Here is a 24,755-nt window from a genome sequence, read left to right on the forward strand (position 1 = left end):
TAATCTTCCTTGTGTATGCTGCCGATAATCATATTAAGCGTTGAGCTTTGGGATTGACAAGATTGATTCCTAAGGAGGAATAGAGCCATTTATACAGACCATGAATAATTTTCATCGTAGTACCACTATCTATGTAAAACATTGGAGGCTCTTAAATGGTATTGGTAGACGTGCATGGTTCATGCTTAAGCAGAGATATTTTCAACGTTAATAAAGACACTAATATATCAGTTAATAGTTATTTAAGCAGAAATAATATTGTATCTAGTATGATGCCTCCTGCAAATATTTCTACAAGATCTGAAGAGTTGCTTTTTTTTAATAGTGAGTATTCTCATCGTTGTTTACGAAACGGTATTGAAAAAAACACTGTTCCAATCCTTCTGAATTCTAGTGCTGATTTCCTAGTGATTGATTTTTTTGACCTTTGCCAGCCGGTAGCTGTATATAAAAATACGACTTTCTCTACTTATGATTATTCATTTTATAATACGGCAGCCTATAAAAGTGAATCGGAACAATTCCAGTCCATTAATTTCTTGGAAATTCCAAGTTGGTTATGGTATGGATATATAGATCTATATTGGGAGAAAATGATTGAGAAATTTGGAGGAAATATAATACTGGTTAGAACTAGAGGTTGTAATCATTATATATCGAGAGATGGAGAGGTTAAGGATACTCCTCCTGCGATGTTGCATTTTGGAAATGCGATTTATAATAAACAACTTTATGAACTCGAAGAGTATGTTATAAATAAATATAATCCCTATGTTTTAGATGTTTCAAAATATTTTATTGCCGACGAAGAGTATAATCGGGATGTAACACCCGTTCACTTTGAAGAAAACTATGCCATAAGTTCTTGGTCATTGATGCAAAATATTATCCTGAATAAACCGAAACAAAGATACTATGATAACCTTAGGCCGCAGGTGGTTGCCGACCTATTGGGAAGAAGGGTTGATGAGAGAAATTTTGAGGTGATCTGGAGAGAAACAGAGAGTTTTTTTGTTTCAAACGATCTTCTGGATGATATATGTTTAGAAAGTGCTTCAATAGATATTATTCAAAACAGAAAATGGTTAGCCACCCTTTATCAAAAGGTGGATGAAGTATATTCAACCTTCTCTGATATAAACATGGATGAAAAATTAACATTTATAAATGAATTCATCAATGGAATTGAACTATCGGAAGAAGATAATGTGTTTCAACGGTATTATTTAAATAAACTAAAAGAAAAACAGGAGTACTTAAATCTACCTGTTGAGCATTTGGTGGAAAGTTTTACAGAAGCATTAGATAAAAATGACTTAAGATGGGTTCAAATGCTGAATTGTTTGGGTATATTGCTTCCAGAAGATGAAGCGGTTATGTATTATCATTTGCAGTACTCTATCGCTGTTGATAATAAATTGATGATTACTAAGCTTAAGCAACGGCTAAATTGTGTAGAATAAACCCGTATGACTAGTCTCCAGTGGAAGTGATATCTGTCTGTAACTACACCCGTAGAAGCTTATGTTACGTTATCTTCGGACAGGGGTTCGACTCCCCTCGCCTCCATCGATCAAATCCACAACTTTGTAGCTTAAAGATGACTTCTATGTTTTCCTTGTAGCGGTCAGCTTTTATACATAGCCGCCGATGAACTACTTGATCTCAAGATGGTTCCAGCTGGTGATGTGGTCCTGAAAGACAAAAAGCAGCCATCACAGATTTTCTTCTGTTGATGGCTGCTTTTTCTTTTAATAGCTTTTATTCTATTGCATTCACATCCAAAGCTTGTATTTGGCCTATTTTAGATATAATACTTAGATGAAAAATGACAATTTATAAAGTTATAAGATGGAGGGGAAATCTTGCGTAGTTGATACAAAAGAATTTGATAAAAAAATGATAACCGATTTTTTTATTTGTAATTGGGGAACTCCACAAATGGTGATTTCTAGCGGGATCTATCAATGTGATGAGTTAGATGGATTTGCTGTCGTAGATCATAAAGAAAAGATTATGGGATTAATCACTTATGTTATAAGTGATAATGAATGTGAAATCATTTCTTTAGATAGCAAAGATGAAAATAAGGGAATTGGTACTGCGTTATTGAATGAGGTGGAAGCAGTATCAAAAAAGAGCGGATGTTGCAAAATAAAATTAGTAACAACTAATGATAACTTGCATGCTTTTTTATTTTATCAAAAAAAGGGTTATCAAATTGCGAAAATATTCCCAAACTCTGTTGAAAAGGCAAGGATTATAAAACCTAATACACCAAAAATATCAAATAATGGTATTACAATTCGTGATGAAATTCTATTTGAGAAAAGCATATTATGAATATTACAAGGACAATTTGAATTAACTAAAATTATTTTGTGTAGTATTCTTGAATAGAGGTGGTACGGACTTCGCGTTGAATGATGCTTTCGTCGGCACTGGCTTTTTTTTGGTTTGAAGGGCTACTCTCTCATTTAATTGCATTAGTTTCAGTTTAGATCCGTCGCCACTTCTCCGCTCTATGAGCGGGTTTTTGCTTTTTAGTAGGTTCGAATCCGGACCAAGTATAATTTTAACTCAACAATCTCCCATTATCCAAACCACTTGATAAAAATCATTTGTATTATGGTAGCTGCCTTTCCAAGTCATAATACCTGCTTTCATTCTGAGCAAGGATGGATTCAATTCGATCCATAGTCCGTTCCGATCAATCCTCTTATCCATATTGATTTCAGAAATATACATTGAAAATAACGCATGCTATGGTTCTTTCTGTAAACAAAGTCTCGATTCTGGCCGATACATACATAAGATGGGTTATTGTTAAATATGCCCTTTTGCTTTTATATTTTGAATTAAATACTCATCTTTTTTAAGAAGAAGGGACTAACCCTATGAACTATATGGACGAGCATATTTTAAGTCTTAAAAATAAGCTTAATTATGATGTTGCATCTAATAACGTAAATACGAGTCTTTCTCAAACTGTTATTTCCGAACAGGATCACTCCGTTTCTGAGAAAAATTTGGCGTTACGGTTAGGTGATGAGCTCATTCCGCTGGAATTAAGGGTGATTTTGGACGGAGAAATTGAGGTTAGCGTGCCGAAATCCTTTAGCTTGATGCCACTTGAACAGACCAAATTTAAATATCCTTCGGAGCATCGTCCAGAGGTCATTTATACCTCGGAGGATGGAACGGTGAATATCACCTTTAGTCGGACAGAATCATTTTTGGCGGACGAGGAGCTTCCTGAGTTTGTGGAGCAAATGGCGGACGTTTTGCGATCTGTACAACCAATCCGTAATTGGCTGGGCACTCAAGTGATCGTGAATCATTCTGGTCTATCCATTGGGATGATCCGTTTTGTTGCTGCAGGCGTGGATACGAATTTGTACAACGAAATCCTGCTGTTCACCCATGCAGGACAGGTGATGATGGGAACGTTTAATTGCATGGAATCGGACATGGAGGTATGGCTGTCTGTAGCGGAAAATACAGTACAATCGCTCCATGCAGTTCCATTGCTTTTACATCCTACGCTTGAGAGAGGAGTGGATTCGCTATGAGTCTGGGCTACGACAATATCCAAATCCATCCCTATGAGTTGGTTGAGCTGGAGCACCTTACCCTCGCGAAGAAAATCAACGAGCATACTCGGCTCTATTTTACAGGGATCATCCCGGAAGAAATGCAGGACAGCTATGTGGAAACGACGGAAAAGAACACGGTTATTGAGGTAAGCCAGCGCAATGAATCGGGTGAAAGTAAGCCGCTATTCAGCGGAATTGCGCTATCGGTCGAAGTGAAGGTTGTGCGGGATGTGTACTATCTGGAGGTAGAGGCCATCTCCCATACTTATCGGATGGATGTTCAGCAACGCACCCGTTCTTTTCAATATACCAAAATGACAATTCCTCAGATGCTGGAGCAGATTGGTAAGGATTATGAGGGATTGGATGTGATTGATGGAGCGACCGGTGGAGAGCCTATCGGACGGATTGCCATCCAGTATCAGGAGACGGATTGGGCTTTTTTAAGACGCATGGCTTCCCGCTATCATACGAGCCTGATGCCTGTGTCGCGTTTTGATAGTCCCAAATTTTATTTTGGCATTGAAGACAGCCCTGCACAGGCAGTACTGGATCATACCCGTTATACGGTACGCAAGCAGATGCTGCCTTTCCGCTACTTTCAGGAAAATGAGCAGGCAAAGGTAAACGAAAATGACTTTATTTTTTATGAGGTGGAGACAGACGAGGTGCTGGATTTGGGCGCTCAGTTGACCTTTCAGGGACACAGTTTGTATGTCATGGAGGCTTATACGGAAATGAGACAGGGTCTGTTGCGGCATCAATATGTGCTTGCCTCGTATAAAGGCTTACGGCAGAAAGGCTACTATCAGGAAAAGCTGGCGGGCGCTTCATTAGGAGGGGTGGTCGTGGACGTGCGTCAGGATCAGGTACGTATCCATCTGGATTGCGACGAGAAGCAGGCGGTCGATCAGGCGCATTGGTTCAATTATTCGACGGTATATAGCGGCGGGGGACATACAGGCTGGTACGTAATGCCGGAAAAAGGGGACCCGGTTTCACTTTATTTTCCGGGCAGCCGTGAAGAGGATGGGGTAGCAGGCAGTGCAGTCCGACGTGCAGACAGAGGGAGCGGACATAACAAGCTTTCCAATCCGCAGATGAAAATATGGCGAACACCTCATGGAAAAGAAATTCGTTTGGGACCGGATGAACTGGTCGTGACGGGTAAAGATGGTGCTATTTTTATCAAGCTGGACGACAAGGAAGGCATTCATATTGTGAGCAATAAACAGGTAAGTATCTCGGCGGGTGGTAATCTGAGCTTGTCGGCAGGGAAAACGATGAATTTGTCGGCAGGCAGCGAGCTGCGTATGGATTGCAATGGCAGTCATATTCAATTGAGTGGATCAGCGGACATGAAGGGCAGTGAAGTAAAGTCGAATTAGGCTATAGGGCAGCGGGTGAATGGCGTCAGCCTGAAGACATAAATTTATGAAGAGCTTTAGGTGGTGGTTGGGTACAAATGGAGAAGTCTATTGATGAGTTAGAACCGCAATGGCATGCCATTTTGAATCAGGCGTGGCTTCTCATCCGCAGAGACTGGGCGCTGAAGTTCAAGGTGACGCAGGAGCAACGGGTTCAGGCTTGTGTCGAAGAGTTCCGGGGATATTACCAGCACATTCGGCGAGAGCAGCTTCAAGGAAGAAAGGGAAGGATCGGTTATATCACGTACTCCATGCTACGTACCGCATGGCTGGAAGAACGGCCTGCTTATCTCGTAGAGGCTTCCGATGCTTTATGGATGCTTGATCCGCAGCCGATCCGATTGGAATGGGATACAAGCTGGGCATATTCCTACTGGACCGATTTGCAGCGACAATTGCGAAGGGAGGTAGAGAAGCAGCATGTTTCTCTAACGGAGCTTGAATGGGAGCAGGTTATGCTGGAGGCAGCGGTACACATTCATGCGCTCGTTGTGAATGTGGTGCGCTTGGCGATGAAACAGGCGGTGTGCTTACCGGAGTTTCAAGAGCTGGAGCGGGAAGAGACGTTCGAGATTCGTGTGGGTGAATTTTTGGATCATAGTGTGTCAGTATATCGAGAAGATCGCAGAGTCATGGAGGCAAATGATATCCGGTCATGGTTGGAGGAAAAAGAAGAACATGCGTACAGCTATCAGGCGTTGACCCAAGTTCAATTGTCAGATGGGGATTATAGCCTGTTGGATTTTCGTTATACAGCCTTTCGCCAAATCAGGATGGAACATAGTCGTCTGCATGGCTGTATCCTGGTAGGAACGGTGTGGCAGGAAAGTGAGTTAAATGGAATCGATTTGACATACAGCTTGCTTCATGGAGCCAATTTTAGCGGATGCTCGATGAAAGGGGCCATATTGGATGTCGTTATGGGTAACGCCGGATATGGATCAGATGCTTCATTGGATTGGGAGGCATTGGGTTTTGCTGGCGTAGATTTCACAGGGGCGAGCTTGCAGGGAGCCCGTTTTCATGATGCACAGTTACGAGGAGCCATTTTTCAAGAGGCGTTACTACAAAAAGCGTCCTTGGACGGGGCAGACCTCACGGATGCCTGCTTTGTTGGAGCAGATGCGACAGGTGCATCCTTTAAAGGGGCTTGTTTGATCGGAACCGATTTTACGGGTGCAAACGTACAAGGAGTCATTTTTACCGATGAGCAGCGTAGAGGAGCCATTGGTTTGGAGTGGTCTACACAGGTAAGGGGTGATGCTAGCAAAAAGGAGTGGCTGCATTGAGATATTTTCGACTGATGATAGACGAGCGGGTAAAACATCGGGTGGAGCCTGCTGCGCTGTCTCCTTTGCAAGTAGAGAAAATCCTGACAGAAGCTGAGGGAGATCAACAGAAGGATGATCCTCTTTTTTTGGCTGTACATAGCGATCCACGAACAGTGTACCCGGATTTTCTGGAATTTCCCCTGCCGCTGGTGTCTGATCGGATGAAAGTATTATTGGAGAAATATATGCCGGGACTGAAATGGAAAGCGGCCATCCTTACCGATTTCCAGCAGGCCAGACAGGAGGTATACTGGGTGCTTCGTCCGCCGATGGTGGACTGTTTGTCCGCACAAACGGAATGGTATCCCAATGGTACGTTGAAGCGTTTGATACTGAGACAGGGGGAGATAGAGCCCCTTGTTTTTCGGATTGAGGGACTGATCGAACCTCATATCTATATCCATTTGGCTGTGGCAGAAAGCCTGCTGCGCCGATCTTTTACAGGCATTCGAGTGCAAAGAGTCGAGATGGAAGCACTAAGGAGGATGGGGTAAGTGGAAGAAGCCCAAGTGAAACCGGGAACGGGCGCAAAAAAAAGCTATGTCGTGGCAGGAGCGATCTTAAGTTGTAGTTATGGCACACAACCTACCCGTTTGAAAAGACCTTTTAGCCATGGTGTCTACGTAAAAAACAAAGCACAAATGAACATTGGAGATTACGTTCCAGGAGTGAACATTCAGTCTTTTGGAAATTGCTCCAGTCCTTTAAATCCGGCTGTACAGGCTAGTGAGATGGTGGACATCTATGGCGTGAAAAAGGCTCCGTGTGTTCCAGTTCTGACCATGCCGTGGCTGAATGGGAAAAGTGATGTGAAGATCGAGGGACAGCCGGCCTTGACACAAAACTGTACCCATCAGTGTCTGTATTGTGGTCATATCCAAATTGAAAATGATGGACAGGAGCTGGATTAAGAGTCTGTTTCAAAGCCGTTGGGTTTTGGATTCGGGACGTGTATACAGTTGAACTGAAGGGTGCTTCGCATTCGTACTAGATGGATATCCAGATGAAGAGACGATCTTATCAGGATATCCATTGACCTACGATGATCTGGTCACTGCGATGGTACAAAAATACCAGTATTACCAGCATGGAGATAGCATTGATATTAGGGGGAGAAGCAACTCAAAGATTCATTTTCTCCTCTCTTTAATAAAGTGTTGACAAGAACAATAAAATATTATATCTTTATATCAAGATAAATAAATTAAAGATAAAACAACAGCAAATTTTGAATAGGGAGGTATACACATGCTTGCGATTTTAGAAAGAATTAACCAGTTGGCAAACAAAGCAAAAGAAGTTGGGTTAACTGAAATTGAAAAAACGGAACAAATGGATCTTCGCAAAGAATACCTTCAAATCTTTCGAGGCTCTATCAAAAGCATACTTTTGAATGCTACGATTTATGATCCGAATGGAGATGATGTTACTCCTGAAAAATTAAGAAAAGAACAGGCTCAAATCGTTAAGCCATGAATTTAATTTTGTCTAATATCTCTAATTTAAAAATCTTTAAATAATAAATATAATATGGAGAGTGATTTTATGTTGGCGAGTGGATTGTTGTTAATACGTTTGGTGGTTGGATTGCTATTCGTGGGGCACGGGGCTCAGAAGCTTTTTGGCTGGTTTGGCGGCTATGGTCCAAAAGGTACCGGTGGTTGGATGGAATCAATCGGGATCAAGCCTGGGGTATTGATGGCTGTGGCCGCTGGATTGATGGAATTGCTGGGAGGGGCTCTATTTACTGTAGGACTGCTCACTCCACTGGCTGCACTGTTGATTACGATGGCGATGCTCGGAGCGATTGTCAAAGTGCATGGTCAAAACGGAATCTGGGCAACCGCTAATGGCTATGAATATCCACTGGTTCTTATTGCTGTCGTAATCGGGATTGCGTTGACAGGTGCAGGTTCATATTCCATTGATGCAATACTTCATTAATACATGAACTTAGATCATTAAAAATTGAACGATAATGGAAAATAAGGATTTCTACGATTTAAAGGAGGGTTTTATATGTCACTTCAAACGACAGGTATCCATCATATTACAGCTTTTGCCGGTAATCCGCAGGCTAATGTCGATTTCTATGCAGGTATTCTTGGACTTCGGTTAGTGAAGAAAACCATCAACTTCGATGCCCCCGAGGTTTACCACTTGTACTTTGGTAACGAGGCAGGGAGCCCAGGAACGATCATTACTTTTTTCCCTGCACCGGGAACTCCCAAAGGGCGAATCGGAGGCGGCCAGGTGGGTATAACCTCGTATGTGGTACCGCTAGGTTCGCTTGATTTTTGGCAGCATCGTTTGAAAAGCTTTGGTATTCAAGTTACGAAAACAAGCCGTTTTAATGAACAATACCTTCAATTCGAGGATAATGAGGGCCTACGTCTTGAGCTTGTTGAACGTGCGGAGGGATCGAACAGTACCTGGTTTTACGATGGCATTTCGGCTGATAAAGCAATCAAGGGGTTCGGAGGTGCAGTGCTATTTAGCGCCAACCCACAGAAAACGATGGATGCATTGGAGAGCATACTCGGATTTACGAAAATCGATGAAGACGCCGAATATGCTCGTTATCAGTCCGCTGGAGAAATCGGCAACATTGTGGATGTTCCGCTCGTCAAAATGGGCTTAGGCTTTGGTGGAGCAGGCACGGTACATCACATTGCATGGCGCGCAAAAGATTTCGAGCAACATGAAGAGTGGAGAAGCGCAGTTCAGCATTATGGCTATCAGCCAACTCCAATCATCGACCGCCAATATTTTAATGCAATATATTTCAGAGAAGCGGGCGGCATACTTTTTGAAATTGCTACAGATCCACCGGGATTTGCTAACGATGAACCTGCAGAATCTTTGGGGCAGAAATTAATGCTGCCAGAGTGGTATGAACCGCAGCGGGCTCAGATCGAGGCAAACCTGCATCCTATTGAAGTGAGAACATTAACAGATAAACAAAAGTAAACGAAATCAAACGAAATAGCTGCTGTTTTGCATCCAGATGAAGTCACATAAATCCACAATCTCATTCGATTGTGGATTTTTCATTTGATAGGTTACCACCTGAAAATGAAATCCTCCGCAATTAACCTATATTTATGATTTGACTAATCTAATATACGACATTATCTATCCAGGACAGAATCTGCTTCCAGGTATGTGTCTCGTGTGCTACCGTCCTCTTGTTATTCCAACAGCTTTTCAGACTTTACCAGCATTTCTCGTAACACGTGGGCGACTCGGCTTTTCCGGTTCTCTGCTTTCTTTTTTATCGCTCGTAATGATTGCTGGTATGCTGGGGTATTGTTGTGATAATAAAACTGCTTGGCAGCAATGCGTAGTGTCCTTCTCAACAACATAGCCGATGAACGTGTTAACCTAGAACGGAGTCCCCTGCGTAATACGCGCAGCGTATTTTTGTAGGTCTCAAAATCCTCGGATGGAGGAATTAGAGCGAATAAATTTAACGAGGAGTCATTGAACCCGTAAGTTTCATACATGATTCTCAGATTTTCCGTATTTAAAACGTTACCTCTAAGATGGGTTGGATGTTCCTGATGATATCCGACCAACTCTTTGATGCAATAAAAAGGGATTTTTAAGCGATGCAGTCTATAGCCCAAGTCCCAGTCTTCGAGTCCGTACAGCACAAACCGTTCATTGAAACCTCCAATACGAATCAAGTGGTTGCGTCTGATGGCTACACAACGAGTTACTAGCATCATCCAGGGAGCTACGTCCGTTGAGGCAAATTGTTTTTGAGTACTGGGCGGAACCCTGGTGGGGCTAACGACTTTAGACAATGCACCCGTTTGATGCAGGACATCATCAGGGGTGATGATCGGGATAATTTCATTCGCTGTTTCAAAGTCGGGATTCCATAAGCCTGATTGTGTAAGTATGCTCCGACAATGTTCTTTTTCTTCCACAGAAAAGTCAGGGTGATAATGGGTAAATGCATCGTCCCACGAGTGAGGAATGCCTGAAAGCACGGATTTGGGATACTTGCGGTGATAACGACTCACGGTTTTAATGAAATGAGGTAGCACCAAAAAGTCAGCGTCGCAGAAAATGATGTATAGCCCTTTTGCTCGGCGCAGTCCCAAATTTCGAACGGCAGATCGACCGCGTTGTTCCGGGTGTGACACATAAGTAAGAGGATAGGATGCTTTGAAGCCTTCGACCACTTCTTTCGTCCCATCTGTAGAGCCGTCATCAGCTACAATCACTTCGAATAGTTGCTTGGAATAGGTTTGCGCTTCAAATGAGGCGAGTGTGAGCAGCAGCTGCTGGGCTCGATTATAGGTTGGAATGATGACGCTGTAGCGGATAGCCAATGTGATCTCCCCCCATCATTTTTATTAGAACACGTTTGAACAAGATAAATAATAACAATGTATTCAAGGATTTTAGCCTGGTCTGGTCAAACACCCCTCAAGGTGCGAAACAGGCTTGGTCATATTGAGGATGTTAAGGTGGAGGTTCTGTAATTTTTGCTATTTTGCAGGTATTTTCAGTGGTGTGATGTATATGTCATGGCAGCATTACGCATAAGGATGTAAAGTAAAAGAGATACAAACAAACATGAGATGAAATGGACATGTTTATGGTAAACTATATGGAGTTATAGAAGACCTGAAAGAGGAGTACTATATGACACAATTTGTCTATAAGCAAATTATTGACGATCTTAAAATGAAAATTTTCGCTGGAAAGTTTGCAGATATGAGATTGCCAGATGAACGTAGTCTTAGTGAGACTTACCAGGTTAGTCGTAGTTCCATTAAACGCGCTCTGACTAAAATGGAGAGTGTCGGAATTATTTTCAAAAAACAAGGCTCCGGGACATTTATTAATCCCTTATACATAAGAAATGAATCGATCTTTAACTATGAAGGCTCTAATCTAGGAGTTACTGATAATTTTCAAATGCATGGCAAAAAGCCAAAAATCAAAGTATTGAGTTTCGAGGTCATTCCACCGACAGAAGAACTACAGCGCGATTTGTTCTTGGATACCCATGATTTTGTTTATAAAATCGTTCGTTTGCGTCTGTTTGATGACGATCCCTTTATGATTGAAACGGGCTACATCCCCATTAAAATTGTCCAAGACTTAAATCAGACGATTATTGAGGGTTCCATTTTTAATTATTTGGAAGACTCGCGGAACCTGGCCGTCACCAAATCTTTTTTATCCATTTTTGCAGAACCGTCCCAAGAGAATGACCAAAAGCTACTACAATTGAAAGAAAATGAACCGGTAGGCATTATGGAGGGTGTTTTCTTTTTAGATAACGGCACGCCATTTGAATTTTCACATATGCGGTTTCATTACAAATATTTGAAATTTAATACCTTTGTATCGGTACACTAACGAAAAGACTGGAGAATTCTCCGGTCTTTTTTTATGGTTTTGAAAAAGAATTAGAGTCTGCAAACCTTTCATTTATCACAAATTTTATTGGTTTATCTTTCTATATATTTTAATGTAAGAGCTTTTTTACTGTCTTTTTAATTTATATTTCATAGTATGTTCAAGATTTCACAAAATTGGACCGTATCACTTGTGAAAAAGGTTGAATTAATTTAGCGTAGCGTTATGATGTACATGTAGATGAAATTTCCGGAAATAAATTACAAACCAAATTACTAGGGAGTGGACACCATGGCCTTAACACCCGTGTTAGCAGAATACTCATCTCAAACATATTTGAAAAAACTTGATGCATACTGGCGTGCAACCAACTACATTTCAGTAGGTCAGCTTTATTTAAAAGACAATCCTTTGTTGAGAGAACCTTTGAAAGATTCGGATGTAAAGGTGAAGCCTATTGGACACTGGGGCACGATTCCAGGCCAAAACTTTATTTATGCTCATCTTAATCGTGTTATTAATAAATATGATTTGAACATGCTTTATATTGAAGGTCCTGGTCACGGCGGCCAGGTGATGGTTTCAAATTCATATCTTGATGGAAGCTACACTGAAATCTATCCACAAATCACTCAAGATATCCCAGGCATGAAGAAACTGTTCAAACAATTTTCGTTCCCTGGCGGTATTGCTTCGCATGCTGCTCCTGAAACACCTGGATCTATCCATGAAGGTGGAGAGCTGGGCTATTCCCTTTCTCATGGTGTAGGTGCTATTTTAGATAATCCGAATCTGATTTCGGCTGTTGTTATTGGGGATGGTGAAGCTGAAACGGGTCCATTAGCGGCTTCGTGGTTCTCTAACAGATTTATCAATCCAATCACGGATGGCGCAGTGCTGCCAATCTTACACTTGAATGGCTTCAAAATTAGTAACCCAACGATTATGTCTCGCCAATCGAAAGAAGAGTTAACTTCGTTCTTTAAAGGTTTGGGTTGGGAACCGTTCTTTGTTGAAGGTGAAGACCCTGATCACATGCATCCAGAAATGGCGAAAGTATTGGATACTGCCATCGAGAAGATCGAAGCTATCCAGAAGAATGCGCGTGAAAATAATGACCTTACTCGTCCGGCGTGGCCAGTACTTATCTTCCGTTCACCTAAAGGCTGGACGGGTCCAAAGGAATGGGACGGAGTGCCGAATACAAATTCGTTCCGTGCCCATCAGGTTCCAATTCCGGTTGATCAAAAAAATATGCAGCACGCACCTGCCTTATTAGAATGGCTGAATAGCTATAGACCAGAGGAATTGTTCGACGAAAACGGTCGTTTAAAAGCTGAGATTGCTGAAATTCTGCCTACAGGCGATAAACGAATGGGAATGAACCCTGTTGCGAATGCGGGTAACCTTATTAAAGACTTGAAATTGCCAGATTTCCGTAACTATGCGCTGGATAACTCCACGCCTGGTAAAGTGATTGCGCAAGATATGTCGGTTTTGGGCAAATACGTTAAAGATGTGGTTGTATTAAATGAAGAGAATCGCAATTTCAGAATCTTCGGACCTGACGAAACGATGTCTAACCGCTTGGCTCCTGTTTTTGAAGTAACCAAACGCCAATGGATGGATCAAATTATTGAGCCTAATGATGAATTCTTGTCATCTTATGGTCGTGTCATTGATTCCCAATTGTCTGAACACCAAGCTGAAGGTTTACTGGAAGGTTATGTGTTGACAGGTCGTCATGGTTTCTTTGCAAGTTACGAGGCCTTCCTGCGTGTGGTTGACTCGATGATCACTCAACACTTCAAATGGCTGCGTAAAGCAACGGATCAAGGATGGCGTGCAGACATCCCATCATTGAATGTTGTAGCTACTTCAACGGTCTTCCAACAGGATCATAATGGGTATACACACCAAGATCCAGGTTTGTTAGGTCATTTGGCTGATAAGAAACCAGAATTTATTCGTGAGTATCTGCCAGCTGACGCCAACTCTCTGCTAGCTGTTTTTGACACCATTTTAAATGACCGTCAAAAGATCAATTTGGTTGTTTCGTCCAAACACCCACGCCCACAATGGTTTTCTGCTGATGAAGCGAAGGAATTGGTGGACAAAGGGTTAAAGATTATTGACTGGGCAAGTACAGATCAAGGTGGAGAGCCTGATATTGTTATCGCTTCTGCCGGTACAGAACCAACGATTGAAAGCTTAGCTGCGATCTCTATCTTGCATAAAAAACTGCCTGATTTGAAGATTCGTTACATCAACGTAGTAGACTTACTGAAGCTGAGAAGCCAAAAGTTAGATCCTCGTGGATTATCTGACGCTGAGTTTGATCAATTTTTCACAAAGGACAAACCAGTCGTATTCGCTTTCCATGGTTACGAAGGTCTGATCAAAGATCTGTTCTTTGATCGTCACAACCATAACCTGCATGTACATGGTTACCGTGAAAATGGCGATATTACGACACCATTTGATATGCGTGTATTGAATCAAATGGACCGTTTTGATTTAGTGAAGGAAGCTGTTCTAAACTTACCTGACGCTGGAAAGTACGCGAATATTGCGGATGAAATGGATGCAATGGTTAAGAGGCATCATCAATTCATTCGCGAAGAAGGCATTGACTTGCCAGAGGTAGAGAACTGGGTATGGGAAGGTCTGAAATAAAAAAAGTACAGTACATTTTCAGCTTTGTGTTGGACAACCAAGCAGTCTAGCATGAAGTGAAATATATGATTTGGTAGCAGAATAGAAGTGCCTGACCCCCTTGATTTCAACGGGGATCAGGCACTTTTTGATGTAGCACACAGAGAATTTAATAGGGAAGTCACGAGCAAGTGGGTAATAAGTATATGGGGAACTGAATGGTTCGCTGCATTTTGTCTGAATATTGAAGAGGTGTTATGGTATAAGAGAATAGGAGAGGAGGCTGTTAATATGAACCATCCAATTCCGGAGAAGGTATTGAATGATGGCACTAAGGTGCCTGTCATTGGGTTTGGAACTGCTGGATTGAAGGGGGCAGATGGAGTAACAGCGATAGCTAGCGCGATTGATGCAGGTTACCGTCTGATTGACACAGCTTTCAACTATGAAAATGAGGGTGCTGTCGGAAAGCTGTCCGGCAGAGTTCTGTACCCAGAGAAGAATTGTTGATTTGCTCCAAACTACCGGGTCGTCGACATGCGTATCAGGAAGCCATTGTCACGATCGAAGAGTCATTATATAGAGGCGGTTTGGACTATTATGATCTGTATTTAATCCATTGGCCGAATCCCCAAATTGATCGTTATGTTGAAGCCTGGCAGGCGTTGATTGAGGCGAAGAAGCGGGGCTATATTCGTTCCATCGGGGTCTGCAATTTTCTGCCTGAGCATAATGAACGTTTGATTCGGGAAACAGGTATCGCGCCGAGCATCAATCAAGTTGAATTGCATCCATTGTTTAACCAGGAGCATCAGCGTGCAAAAGATGCTGAACAGGGCATTGTGACGGAATCGTGGAGCCCTTTGGGTCGCGGTCACAGCATGATGGAAAACGAAGAGATTGGGGAAATTGCTGCTGCTCATGACAAAACCGCGACACAAGCGATTTTACGGTGGCATATTCAACTAGGAGCGATCCCGATTCCCAAGGCCTCTTCTGTAAAACATCAGACGGAAAACCTGAATACTTTTGATTTTGAGTTGTCGCCTGAGGAAATGAACGTAATCTCGGCACTTAGCAGGGAAGATGGACGGCTATGGGGGCAGGACCCCAATTCCTATGAAGAGCTATAATCTATAAGAATGAATGAGAAGGGTTCAAAAATCTGTGGAAGGTTTTTGAACCCTTCGCTTTTAGTAATAACCGAAAGCATGCGATAGGTCCGTATATAGATATGATGAATGATGAACATTTTTAATCGGATTTGATGTATGATATGGGGGAATGTAGTCCTTTCGAAGGAGGTCATCATGGGGATTTTGTCAAGGTTTAGGGATATTATGAAGATGAATATCAACGCCTTAATGGATAAGGCGAGTGATCCGGAGAAGACGATTGATGATTATATGCAAAATCTAAATAGTGATCTAGGCAAGGTGAAAGCGGAAACGGCCTCAGTGCTGGCTGATGAGAAAAGGGCGAAAAGAGCACTGGATGAATGTAGAACTGAGATCAAAAAGTTCCAGCATTATGCAAGTAAGTCTGTGGAAGCTGGCAATGAAGAGGAAGCCCGAAAGTTTTTGGAGCGTAAAGGTTTGCAGGCGGAGAAATTGGAATCGTTACAGACATCCTATGACTTAGCTTCGGCAAACGCCGTACATATGAAACAAATGCAGGAGAAATTGGTGTCCGATATAGGGCAACTGGAGTTGCGGCGTGCCGAACTTAAAGGGAAGCTGGCGATCGCCAAAGCACAGCAAACCTTGAATTCTATGGGCGACCATGATTCTGTTTTCGAGGCCTTGGAAGAAAAGGTGAACAGGGCATATGATGAAGCGATGGCGATAGCCGAGCTCCGAACAGGAACGAAGGACGACCTGGATGCGTTATTCGCACAATATGAGAAGAGTACCAATCCAGAAGATGAGCTGGCTGCAATCAAGAAGAAAATCAATCCCAAAGAATCATAATAGTTTCTACATGAAGAGGTGAGCAGATGCCGGTTATCGAATACAAATGCCCCAACTGCGGCAGCGGCATGGTCTTTGACAGTGAGACAGGAATGTTATCTTGCCATAGCTGCGGAAGAGAGGACAACATCGATACGATTCCTGATCCTCTGACTAATCGTATTTTTTCAGAAGATGAAGCCCATGAGTATCATTGCAATAACTGTGGAGCAGTGATTATGACCGAAGTGGAGACGAGTGCAACGGTGTGCAGCTTTTGTGGTTCTGCCGTGGTGCTGGGTGATCGACTGACCGGAGAGCTAGCTCCGGCGCAAGTTATTCCTTTTTCGATCAGCAAGGAAGAAGCCATAGCTGCATTCAAAAAATGGTGCAAGAATGGCCGTCTGACACCGAACCGATTCATGATGGCCGACCGAATCAAGGGAATAACTGGTATGTATGTCCCCTTCTGGTTATATGAATTACATAATCATATTGAGGTTCAAGGTGAGGGTACCCAAGTGAGAACCTATACAAGCGGAGATTACGAATATACAGAAACGAAGCATTTTGATGTATATCGGAAAATCCGTTTAAATTATGTGAAGGTTCCGATTGATGCTGCGGAGAAAATGAATGACGAGCTGATGGATAAATTGGAGCCTTTTCCCTATGATCAACTCAAGCCTTTTAAAACGCCATATCTAGCGGGTTATATTGCGGAAAAGTATAGTTATAACGAAGAAGAGCTTTTCCCGCGAGTAAAAGACAAAGTGAAGGAATATATTGATGCTTATATTCAGTCTACGGTGTCAGAGTATACGTCCGTGAGTTACACGGAAAAGCAAATTGATACTACATTAAAACAAGCGGATTATGTCCTGCTCCCGGTATGGGTCATACACTATGACTACAATCAATTGGAGCATACGTTTGCGATGAACGGTCAGACGGGCAAGGTAGTTGGTAAACCTCCGATTAGCAAGTTCAAAGTGACAGCTTGGTTTGCAGGCATTTTCGGCATAACTCTCTTTTCATTAAGGTTAATCACTTGGCTAATCATGGGAGGAGAATTCTATTGAAAAAATATAGAGCCATTGTGGCTGTTTTGTTGTTCTTTGCCGCTTTTCTAGCGGTTCCTATGGAAATGAAGGGCGAAGCAGCAACGACAAAAATGAAGCCATTGATTTTTGATGAGGCGGGGCTGCTTAATCAGGAAGAGTATGATGTGTTGAACACTATGGCTAACCAATACGGAGCCGAAAGAGAAACAGACATTATTGTTTATACGACCAACAACCCCGACAATATGGATGTTATGAAAATGACGCAGGATTTTTATGATGACCATGGCCCGGGGTATGACAGATCCCATGGGAATGCAGTCATTTTAACGATGGATATGAGGAATAGAGAGGTTTATTTAGCTGGCTTTTACAAAGCAGAACGATATCTGGATGACGACAGGCTTACTAAAATCCGGCATGAGATTACCCCGGATCTGACGAACGGTAACTATGGGCTTGCATTTCAGAAGTATATTCTGGGCGCGCACAAATATTTGGCCATCCGCCCAGGCGTGAATCCGGACAGCATATTTTTCAAAGGCTGGCTTCATTTGGCGGTTGCGCTGGGATTGGCGTCGATTATTGTAGGTAAGATGGTTTCGAGTTCCGGCGGTCGGGTTACGGTAAATCGGCAGACCTACGAGGATGCAAGCACGTCAGGGGTTCTGGCACATCAAGATCTGTACACTCACACAACGACAACGAAGCGGAAGATTGAAAAGAGCAGTAGCAGCAGCTCATCAGGCGGAGGAGGCGGAACCACCAGCGGCGGTCATTCGCATAGCGGCAGCAGAGGATCATTTTAATGGAAGGGATGGATACAGCACATGGGGTTCTTCAGGAATCAATTTGCAAATGTTGTTGAATGGGAAGAATTTAGGGATGATATGATTTTTTGGAAGTGGAGCAATCGTGAAATTAAAAAAGGCAGTAAATTAATCATTCGCTCCGGCCAGGACGCCATTTTTGTAAATAACGGCAAGATCGAGGGCATTTTTGAGAATGAAGGGTCATATAACATGGACTCGGATATTATTCCATTTCTATCGACATTAAAAGGATTTAAATTCGGCTTTAACAGTGGCATGCGGGTGGAGGTCTTATTCGTTAATACGAAGGAGTTTACGGTCAAATGGGGAACACAAAACCCGGTTTTGATCCCTACTCCCCAACTGCCAGGCGGGATGCCGATTCGTGCCAACGGCACATTTAATTTTAAAGTAAACGATTATGTTACGCTTATTGATAAGATTGCCGGGGTAAAGGACAGTTATCTTGTTGAGGATGTGAAAATAAGGATTACTTCGGTGTTGGATCAGTTATTGATGAAGTGGATCAGCCGAGAAGGCAAGGATATGTTTAATCTACAGGCAAATGCTTCTGATATTTCGAAGGGCATTCAGGAAGATCTGGATATGCAAGTGATGGACAACGGTATGACGATTACAGGGTTTCATGTGATGAGCTTCAATTATCCTCAAGAAATCCAGGATATGATTACAAAGACAGCTTCTCATGAAATGATCGGTAATCTACAAAAGTACCAACAAGTGACGATGACCGACGGTATGGCATCGGGGAATGTAAAAGGCGGCGGTGCTGCTTCAGATATGGCGAGTATGATGATGGGCATGAATATAGCGAATGAAATGATGAAAAACTTGAACCCAAGCCAGAAGCCCCCGGCTGAGACTCAGCCTGCATCCGATGCTCCCACTCCTTCGGGTGACGGTAAAAGACCTAATTTTTGTCCGAATTGTGGCACAAAAAACGAGGGAGCTAACTTTTGTCCGAATTGTGGACAGAAATTGAACGGGTAGCCATAGCTAACCGCTGAACTGTTTCCTTTCAGGAAATTGCCGACTGGCTAAGTAATTCTATAAACCAAACAGCAGTTGTTGCAGAGTATTCTCTGTGATAACTGCTTTTTTAATATAGATTGTTCAAGCATTTTCTTTATAAATCCGATTTGTTGGATTGAAAAAGGTACAGAGGATAAGGTACTATAGCTATATAGTACGTATTTATATTAACTAATTAGGTGTTACATTAATAAACTATAGGTATAGGAGCCATAAAGATGACCAAATTCCAAGATCAAATCATTGCGCGGTACAAGTTTGATGATGCAGAGAATGTCGGCAAGGATAGCTCTGGACAAGGTAATGACGGGATTGCTTCAGGCACAGCAGCACCTACGATCTCCCATACTACCGGAAGAGCGGCTTTGGCACTTGAAGGAGGACCCAACGGAACATCTTATATTCAGCTACCTTCTGATCTGTTTAAAGATGTAAGCGATAACACTGGTGTTACAGTGACGGCTTGGGTAAACTTCGGCAGATTCACGGATATGTGGGAACGTGTTTTTGACTTTGGTAAATCCCACACGGGTCCTTATATGTTTATGACACGGAATCTGCGTGGAACTCTTTTCACTGAGGCTGACTTATCCGTAGACCCAGGAAGAGGTTTTGTCAGAGATGAATGGATGCACATAGCCCTGTCTGTAATCGGCACGGAAGGGGGCACATTAAGTAGTGCGGGACCGGTGGTATATGTCAATGGTGAAGTGGCAGCAGACGGTTCCATCAGCCAAACCTCCAGCGGCAACTATGCCAAGCTGCGCAAATGGTTCGAAACGTTTGCAGATTCGACCAACTATAGCAACAATTTTATCGGTCGTTCCCAACATGCAGCGGATGTAGACTTTGCTGGCTTGGTTTCGGATTTCCGAATTTATAAAGCAGGCTTGACGGCGGATGAAGTCATTGAGGTCATGTGCGATTCATTGACAGATGAGGAGATTGTGAAGCTTGCCCGCGATAAGTATTTATCATTTCCGACGACAATTATAACCAAAGACATATCTCTACCAACGGTTCTGATGGGTGGAAGAGTAGAAGTGACCTGGAAATCCAGCCAACCTAGCATACTCTCTGACAATGGACAGGTTCAGGCGATTACTTCCGCAGAGGGGGTCACCGTTACGGCTCTCTTGACCAGAGGTTCAAGCCGGATTGAAGAAAGCTTTGAAGTATCCGTTCTCCCAGAACAATTGCCTCCATACACGCTGACCATTCATGGGAATAAAGAAGTTGTGGATGTCAGCGAAGTGATGTACGGCTTATTCTATGAGGATATCAATAACGCCGCAGATGGCGGGATATATGCAGAACTTGTACAAAATCGCTCATTCGAATCCTTCGAGTTTGATACGTATTCCCATGCTTCGGGTGAATGTGGATGCTCTACAGGACGGAATCGCAATCCGCTGTTCGCCTGGTCTGGTGATACGGACAAGATGACTCCACAACATAGCGGTGGATTGAATGAGTTTTTGGGCGCAAAGGATAAGGATGTGAACTCTTATTATGTGACGGTAGCGTATGGGGCAACGATCCGGAACAAAGGCTTCTCCGATTCTAACCAGAATTGTGCCATGTCCATCCAAGAGGGTGCCAAGTATGAGTTCACCATCTGGGCAAAGGCTGATTCGACGGGTACCATCACACTGCAACTTCAAGACTCGAAGGAAAAGGACATCAGTGATTCGGTAACCGTACAGGTGGAAGGTGGCAGCACGTGGAAAAAATACGGGGTCGACTCCAAGCTGGTGCTGACAGGTACAGCTACGGTGCTGGGACAGCTGGCACTTACATTTGAAGGGGACATTTCCATTGATATGGTTTCCTTATTCCCACAAGATGTATGGGGAGCAGGAGAGGAAGAGCAATCCCCGTCGGCACACGCCAACTATCAGGGTAATCCGAACTACCGATTGAGAAAAGATCTGGTGAACGCACTGGTTGGCATGCATCCGAAGTTTTTGCGTTTTCCAGGTGGTTGTATTTCCGAAGGATCGTTTATATGGGAAAATGTATACGACTGGAAGGAATCCATTGGGGATATCGAGCTGCGCAAGGAAAACTTTAATGTATGGGGCTATATGATGACCATGGGTCTTGGTTATATGGAATACTTCCAGTTGGCAGAAGACCTCAATGCAGCTCCGCTCCCGGTTATGGCCTGTGGTGTGCTTTGCCAAGCCCGCTCGGATTATGCTCATCCGGCTGGAGGTGCACTAAGAGAATACTATATCAAGAATTTTACGGATCTGATCGACTTTGCGATCAGCGTTGATTTTGAACATAATGAATGGGCCGCCATGCGTAAAAAAATGGGCCACGAAGCACCGTTCGATTTGCGTTATCTGGGCGTGGGCAACGAAAACTGGGGTACAGAGTTCTTCGCCAACTTTGAGGTGTTCAAGACATCAATTGATGAGTACATGGAGAAAAATTATCCGGGATATGAACTGCATATCATCTCCACGGTTGGCGCTCAAGCAGACGACGATGCTTATCAGCAGGGCTGGAAGTTCCTGAGCGGTAATATGAAGGGCTCAGCCAAGGTTGCTTTTGCAGACGGTAACCAGGTGACGGAAGAGACTGTAACCTGGTATGAAAAGCAAAAAGACTATATGGACACCATTGCCGATGAACACTATTACCGTTCTAATGAGTATCTGTTGAATAATGTGGACCGCTATAATTACTACTATAGAGCTTATAACGCGGATGGCAGTGTCAACTGGAAAGAAACGTCGAAGGTTTTTGTTGGGGAATATGCCTCGACAGATAAAAATACATTGGCAGGCGCAGTAGCAGAAGCAGCAGTGATGACGGGCTTCGAAAATAATGCCGATGTCGTCCGGTTGGCTGCCTATGCGCCGCTGTTTAACAAAGTCCTGACGGACGGAACTTACAGATGGACACCGGATTGTATCTGGTTCGATGACGAAACCGTGTGGTTTACACCAAACTATTATGTGCAGCAAATGTATGCCCAATATTTGGGCGATAAAGTATTGGCCACTTCGTTCTCTACTTACAAAAATGGCAAGCCGATCGACCTCATTCCTCAGGGTGGAATCGAAATCGCGACAGGCAACGCCGAGGTTGTAGTTAAGCATGTGACCGTTACCTCCAATAAGGATGGCAGTGTACTGCTGGATCAAGATTTTACTAAGGAATTGAATTCATTATGGAAAGTTATTCCTGGTTCTGTAGGATCTACGTTGGAGGAAGGCAAGGGACTTGTCCTCAAAGCTCAGGATAGCGGTCTGAATGGCTTGTACATCTTGAACGACAGTTGGAACAACTACAAGGTAGAGGTGGTTGCTTCCCGCCTTTCCGGCACGGACGGTTTTTATGTGGGTGCAGGCCTCACGGATATTACCACTGAGAAAAAGAACGTCATCGAATACGCGATTGGCTATGGCGGCAATGCTACCGGCGTGAAGGTTTACAAGCAAGGTATAGAAGGCTATACCATGGGTGACTACTCTTCCAGTACAGCGGCGGGCAATCTGAGAGCGGCGAGCTATGAAGAGTTGGCCGACAACACCGACTACACCATCACGATGAACTATGGGGGAGAAACGGGCAACAACCTGATTTGCTCCTACACCGACGGCAAAACTACCAGTAAAGTGCTGGACTACAAGTTGGAGGCTTACAACAGAGACGTGTTTAATTCGGTGACCCAAGATGCTGAACATGTATATGTGAAGCTTGTGAATGCCGATAACGTAGATAAGGCAACACAGCTGAATCTGGAAGATTTGAATGTTGAATCCAGTGCCAAGCTGATTACACTAACCGGCGATTCCTCGCTTGTTCATGTACCTAACGTGAATAAGAAAAATGATGAAAAGGTAGTGCCTACCGAACAGCAGGTCACACTTCATACGGATTCTGTCCTCTTACAATTACCGGCTAACTCGGTAAATGTATTGGTACTGGATCTTAAAGCGTAAACAATTAAAACCCGCTCATTGAGCGGGTTTTTCTATGGATCAAGTCAGAATGTTGTTGATTTTATTTCCCTGACGGGCATTACTTCGTGCTTCTGTTCACCAGTTCACGCGGATTGGTGCCATCGTCTATCGTTAGCGGGGTAACCGCACCTGTAGCAATTCGCTCCCAAGGTACCATTTTAAAGTTCTGATTTAACTTCTTGCCGTTTTGGAGATTTTCGTCATCTTGTGCAACGAAGATACCATGGGGGAAATTCTCGCCTAATCCGTAACCCAGAACATCAATACCGTCTGTGACAGACGTACCATCTACGGTAGGGCTGTCGCCGATTGTGAAGTTGCTTATATACGCATTGTCGCCTTGTCGTTCATAGATCGCATAGCTGCTGTTGCCTTGGCTGGAGGCCATGAGATACCCCTTGCCATCTTTGCCGTAATACAATGTGAGTCCCTCTATGTCATCGTGAAGTCTACGTCCATCTGCAATATCAACACGTCGCAGCGGCTTGGATGAACCGTCTGGCTCGGCACTATATTTCCAAATGGCGTAATCCTCTTCAGCAATGTAGAGCGTACCATATTCATCATCAGCGACCATGCCCTCGGATTGCGTAGCCAGCTTAAATTGGCGGACAAGCTTGCCGGCAATTTTACCGTTTCCATTGTCAGTCAGCTCATATTGCTCAAATTCACCCTCTTTGCCCAAAACGAGCGCATAAAACTTATCTGTCTTGAGGCTATGGTACAAACTGAATCCATATACTTCTTTCATGGTTGCTTTAATAGGTTTGTCAACCACATTGGTCAACGTTCCTGATACACCATCAATGGTAAAGATATCGATTGTGTTGTTGGTTCGATTGGTTGCACCTGCAATATCGACTTTTTTACCGCCCAATGTGAAACCGTAACGAAGATCCACGTTGTTCATTTTTCCGACTTTCATGTTTTGCAGTTGCTTGCCATCCAGGTCATAGACTAAAATTCCGCCGCCCTTATTGGTAGCTAAAATTCTGCTTTTATCCGGATCAACCGGACTAAGCCAGATTGCAGGGTCGTCAGCTGCATCTTCTCCATCCTCCACGGCTTCTGTTTCGACAGAGGGGAGCACTTTATAGGTGGGGACTGCGTCCTTGGGATCTGTATATTTGCTGTTCTCTGCTTCAAGCGTAGTAATCACTTTTGTAGGAAGATATACATTTCCATTGATCATCTTAATTTCTCGGTCTGCTTTTCCGCTTTGGCCAGCTAGACGATATTGCTTCTCACCGACTGTAAAGGTTCCGACAATGCCATTTTTCAGCTTGATCAATACTGAATGGTCATCACTATCCCATGTAATGGTTGCCCCCATTTTATCTGCTTGTGTTCGTAGTGATGCGTACCCGGATGGCTGAGTGTCTGCCGCATGGGTCAGTTCTGGTGATACCAGAATCCCTGTTAACATGGTTAATAATGCTAGTTTATTTACCTTCATATGTATGCCCCTTTTCTGAAGCGAAAATGATATAACCGACTCAGTATAAA

19 protein-coding genes and 1 pseudogene are annotated in these 24,755 nt (G+C 43.3%); 18 read left to right on the forward strand and 2 right to left on the reverse strand.

Going from position 1 to position 24,755, the window contains the following annotated elements; translation table 11 throughout:
- The first annotated feature begins 155 nt into the window (after nucleotides 1–155).
- The 10 genes from EGM68_RS01500 (at nucleotide 156) to EGM68_RS01545 (ending at nucleotide 9,324) form a co-directional block, all read left to right on the forward strand.
- The gene (locus tag EGM68_RS01500; protein WP_129548532.1) at nucleotides 156–1,463 is read left to right on the forward strand and encodes a DUF6270 domain-containing protein; all 1,308 of its coding nucleotides are present in this window, start codon (nucleotides 156–158) and stop codon (nucleotides 1,461–1,463) included.
- Nucleotides 1,464–1,851: 388 nt separating this feature from the next.
- Nucleotides 1,852–2,343, forward strand: coding sequence for a GNAT family N-acetyltransferase (locus tag EGM68_RS01505; protein WP_064962682.1), 492 nt, complete (start codon nucleotides 1,852–1,854; stop codon nucleotides 2,341–2,343).
- Nucleotides 2,344–2,897: 554 nt separating this feature from the next.
- The gene (locus EGM68_RS01510) at nucleotides 2,898–3,572 is read left to right on the forward strand and encodes a hypothetical protein (RefSeq protein ID WP_129548533.1); all 675 of its coding nucleotides are present in this window, start codon (nucleotides 2,898–2,900) and stop codon (nucleotides 3,570–3,572) included.
- Nucleotides 3,569–4,984 carry a contractile injection system protein, VgrG/Pvc8 family gene (locus EGM68_RS01515; RefSeq protein ID WP_129548534.1) on the forward strand — a complete coding sequence of 472 codons (1,416 nt, stop codon included), beginning with the start codon at nucleotides 3,569–3,571 and terminating at the stop codon, nucleotides 4,982–4,984. Before EGM68_RS01510 ends, EGM68_RS01515 begins: the two co-directional genes overlap by 4 nt.
- 77 nt (nucleotides 4,985–5,061) lie before the next feature.
- Complete coding sequence (locus tag EGM68_RS01520; RefSeq protein WP_129548535.1) at nucleotides 5,062–6,312, forward strand: pentapeptide repeat-containing protein; 1,251 nt, start codon at nucleotides 5,062–5,064, stop codon at nucleotides 6,310–6,312.
- A gap of 14 nt (nucleotides 6,313–6,326) precedes the next feature.
- On the forward strand, nucleotides 6,327–6,848 hold the full coding sequence (locus tag EGM68_RS01525; protein ID WP_129550278.1) for a hypothetical protein: 522 nt from the start codon (nucleotides 6,327–6,329) through the stop codon (nucleotides 6,846–6,848).
- A complete protein-coding gene (locus EGM68_RS01530; RefSeq protein WP_025677132.1) occupies nucleotides 6,849–7,265 on the forward strand; it encodes a DUF4280 domain-containing protein in 417 nt (138 codons plus the stop codon).
- A 337-nt stretch (nucleotides 7,266–7,602) separates the two neighbouring features.
- Nucleotides 7,603–7,830, forward strand: coding sequence for a DUF896 domain-containing protein (locus EGM68_RS01535; RefSeq protein ID WP_058711434.1), 228 nt, complete (start codon nucleotides 7,603–7,605; stop codon nucleotides 7,828–7,830).
- A gap of 69 nt (nucleotides 7,831–7,899) precedes the next feature.
- Complete coding sequence (locus EGM68_RS01540) at nucleotides 7,900–8,298, forward strand: DoxX family protein (RefSeq protein WP_013368890.1); 399 nt, start codon at nucleotides 7,900–7,902, stop codon at nucleotides 8,296–8,298.
- A gap of 75 nt (nucleotides 8,299–8,373) precedes the next feature.
- Nucleotides 8,374–9,324: a ring-cleaving dioxygenase gene (locus EGM68_RS01545; protein WP_129548536.1), complete on the forward strand. Its 951-nt coding sequence runs from the start codon at nucleotides 8,374–8,376 to the stop codon at nucleotides 9,322–9,324.
- A 221-nt stretch (nucleotides 9,325–9,545) separates the two neighbouring features.
- On the opposite strand, the gene EGM68_RS01550 is transcribed toward EGM68_RS01545, so the two are convergent.
- On the reverse strand, nucleotides 9,546–10,697 hold the full coding sequence (locus EGM68_RS01550) for a glycosyltransferase (RefSeq protein ID WP_129548537.1): 1,152 nt from the start codon (nucleotides 10,695–10,697) through the stop codon (nucleotides 9,546–9,548).
- A gap of 316 nt (nucleotides 10,698–11,013) precedes the next feature.
- Here EGM68_RS01550 and EGM68_RS01555 point away from each other — a divergent pair, with 316 nt between their 5' ends.
- The 8 genes and pseudogenes from EGM68_RS01555 (at nucleotide 11,014) to EGM68_RS01590 (ending at nucleotide 23,228) form a co-directional block, all read left to right on the forward strand.
- A complete protein-coding gene (locus EGM68_RS01555) occupies nucleotides 11,014–11,736 on the forward strand; it encodes a GntR family transcriptional regulator (RefSeq protein ID WP_013368893.1) in 723 nt (240 codons plus the stop codon).
- A 291-nt stretch (nucleotides 11,737–12,027) separates the two neighbouring features.
- Entirely contained in the window at nucleotides 12,028–14,412 is a 2,385-nt protein-coding gene (locus EGM68_RS01560; RefSeq protein ID WP_129548538.1) for a phosphoketolase family protein, read from the forward strand.
- Nucleotides 14,413–14,682: 270 nt separating this feature from the next.
- Nucleotides 14,683–15,524 (forward strand): annotated as a pseudogene (locus tag EGM68_RS01565) (aldo/keto reductase).
- 177 nt (nucleotides 15,525–15,701) lie between these two features.
- Nucleotides 15,702–16,361 carry a PspA/IM30 family protein gene (locus tag EGM68_RS01570; protein ID WP_129548539.1) on the forward strand — a complete coding sequence of 220 codons (660 nt, stop codon included), beginning with the start codon at nucleotides 15,702–15,704 and terminating at the stop codon, nucleotides 16,359–16,361.
- A gap of 26 nt (nucleotides 16,362–16,387) precedes the next feature.
- Entirely contained in the window at nucleotides 16,388–17,422 is a 1,035-nt protein-coding gene (locus EGM68_RS01575; RefSeq protein WP_025677120.1) for a TFIIB-type zinc ribbon-containing protein, read from the forward strand.
- Nucleotides 17,419–18,213, forward strand: a complete 795-nt coding sequence (locus EGM68_RS01580) for a TPM domain-containing protein (RefSeq protein ID WP_129548540.1) — start codon at nucleotides 17,419–17,421, stop codon at nucleotides 18,211–18,213. Before EGM68_RS01575 ends, EGM68_RS01580 begins: the two co-directional genes overlap by 4 nt.
- A gap of 21 nt (nucleotides 18,214–18,234) precedes the next feature.
- Nucleotides 18,235–19,227, forward strand: coding sequence for an SPFH domain-containing protein (locus tag EGM68_RS01585; protein WP_025677118.1), 993 nt, complete (start codon nucleotides 18,235–18,237; stop codon nucleotides 19,225–19,227).
- A gap of 260 nt (nucleotides 19,228–19,487) precedes the next feature.
- On the forward strand, nucleotides 19,488–23,228 hold the full coding sequence (locus EGM68_RS01590) for an alpha-L-arabinofuranosidase C-terminal domain-containing protein (protein WP_129548541.1): 3,741 nt from the start codon (nucleotides 19,488–19,490) through the stop codon (nucleotides 23,226–23,228).
- Nucleotides 23,229–23,307: 79 nt separating this feature from the next.
- On the opposite strand, the gene EGM68_RS01595 is transcribed toward EGM68_RS01590, so the two are convergent.
- Nucleotides 23,308–24,705 (reverse strand): phytase, encoded by a 1,398-nt coding sequence (locus EGM68_RS01595; RefSeq protein ID WP_090737388.1) that lies wholly within the window; start codon nucleotides 24,703–24,705, stop codon nucleotides 23,308–23,310.
- Nucleotides 24,706–24,755: the final 50 nt, after the last annotated feature.

This window comes from Paenibacillus sp. M-152 (assembly GCF_003856555.1).
In the GTDB taxonomy this organism is placed as follows: domain Bacteria; phylum Bacillota; class Bacilli; order Paenibacillales; family Paenibacillaceae; genus Paenibacillus; species Paenibacillus polymyxa_C.

What these genes read in the sequence shown, in the direction of transcription:
- EGM68_RS01500 (WP_129548532.1), top strand. Translation starts at nt 156, where the DNA reads ATGGTATTGGTAGACGTGCATGGTTCATGCTTAAGCAGAGATATTTTC.
- EGM68_RS01505 (WP_064962682.1), top strand. Translation starts at nt 1,852, where the DNA reads ATGGAGGGGAAATCTTGCGTAGTTGATACAAAAGAATTTGATAAAAAA.
- EGM68_RS01510 (WP_129548533.1), top strand. Translation starts at nt 2,898, where the DNA reads ATGAACTATATGGACGAGCATATTTTAAGTCTTAAAAATAAGCTTAAT.
- EGM68_RS01515 (WP_129548534.1), top strand. Translation starts at nt 3,569, where the DNA reads ATGAGTCTGGGCTACGACAATATCCAAATCCATCCCTATGAGTTGGTT.
- EGM68_RS01520 (WP_129548535.1), top strand. Translation starts at nt 5,062, where the DNA reads ATGGAGAAGTCTATTGATGAGTTAGAACCGCAATGGCATGCCATTTTG.
- EGM68_RS01525 (WP_129550278.1), top strand. Translation starts at nt 6,327, where the DNA reads ATGATAGACGAGCGGGTAAAACATCGGGTGGAGCCTGCTGCGCTGTCT.
- EGM68_RS01535 (WP_058711434.1), top strand. Translation starts at nt 7,603, where the DNA reads ATGCTTGCGATTTTAGAAAGAATTAACCAGTTGGCAAACAAAGCAAAA.
- EGM68_RS01540 (WP_013368890.1), top strand. Translation starts at nt 7,900, where the DNA reads ATGTTGGCGAGTGGATTGTTGTTAATACGTTTGGTGGTTGGATTGCTA.
- EGM68_RS01545 (WP_129548536.1), top strand. Translation starts at nt 8,374, where the DNA reads ATGTCACTTCAAACGACAGGTATCCATCATATTACAGCTTTTGCCGGT.
- EGM68_RS01555 (WP_013368893.1), top strand. Translation starts at nt 11,014, where the DNA reads ATGACACAATTTGTCTATAAGCAAATTATTGACGATCTTAAAATGAAA.
- EGM68_RS01560 (WP_129548538.1), top strand. Translation starts at nt 12,028, where the DNA reads ATGGCCTTAACACCCGTGTTAGCAGAATACTCATCTCAAACATATTTG.
- EGM68_RS01570 (WP_129548539.1), top strand. Translation starts at nt 15,702, where the DNA reads ATGGGGATTTTGTCAAGGTTTAGGGATATTATGAAGATGAATATCAAC.
- EGM68_RS01575 (WP_025677120.1), top strand. Translation starts at nt 16,388, where the DNA reads ATGCCGGTTATCGAATACAAATGCCCCAACTGCGGCAGCGGCATGGTC.
- EGM68_RS01585 (WP_025677118.1), top strand. Translation starts at nt 18,235, where the DNA reads ATGGGGTTCTTCAGGAATCAATTTGCAAATGTTGTTGAATGGGAAGAA.
- EGM68_RS01590 (WP_129548541.1), top strand. Translation starts at nt 19,488, where the DNA reads ATGACCAAATTCCAAGATCAAATCATTGCGCGGTACAAGTTTGATGAT.
- EGM68_RS01595 (WP_090737388.1), bottom strand. Translation starts at nt 24,705, where the DNA reads ATGAAGGTAAATAAACTAGCATTATTAACCATGTTAACAGGGATTCTG.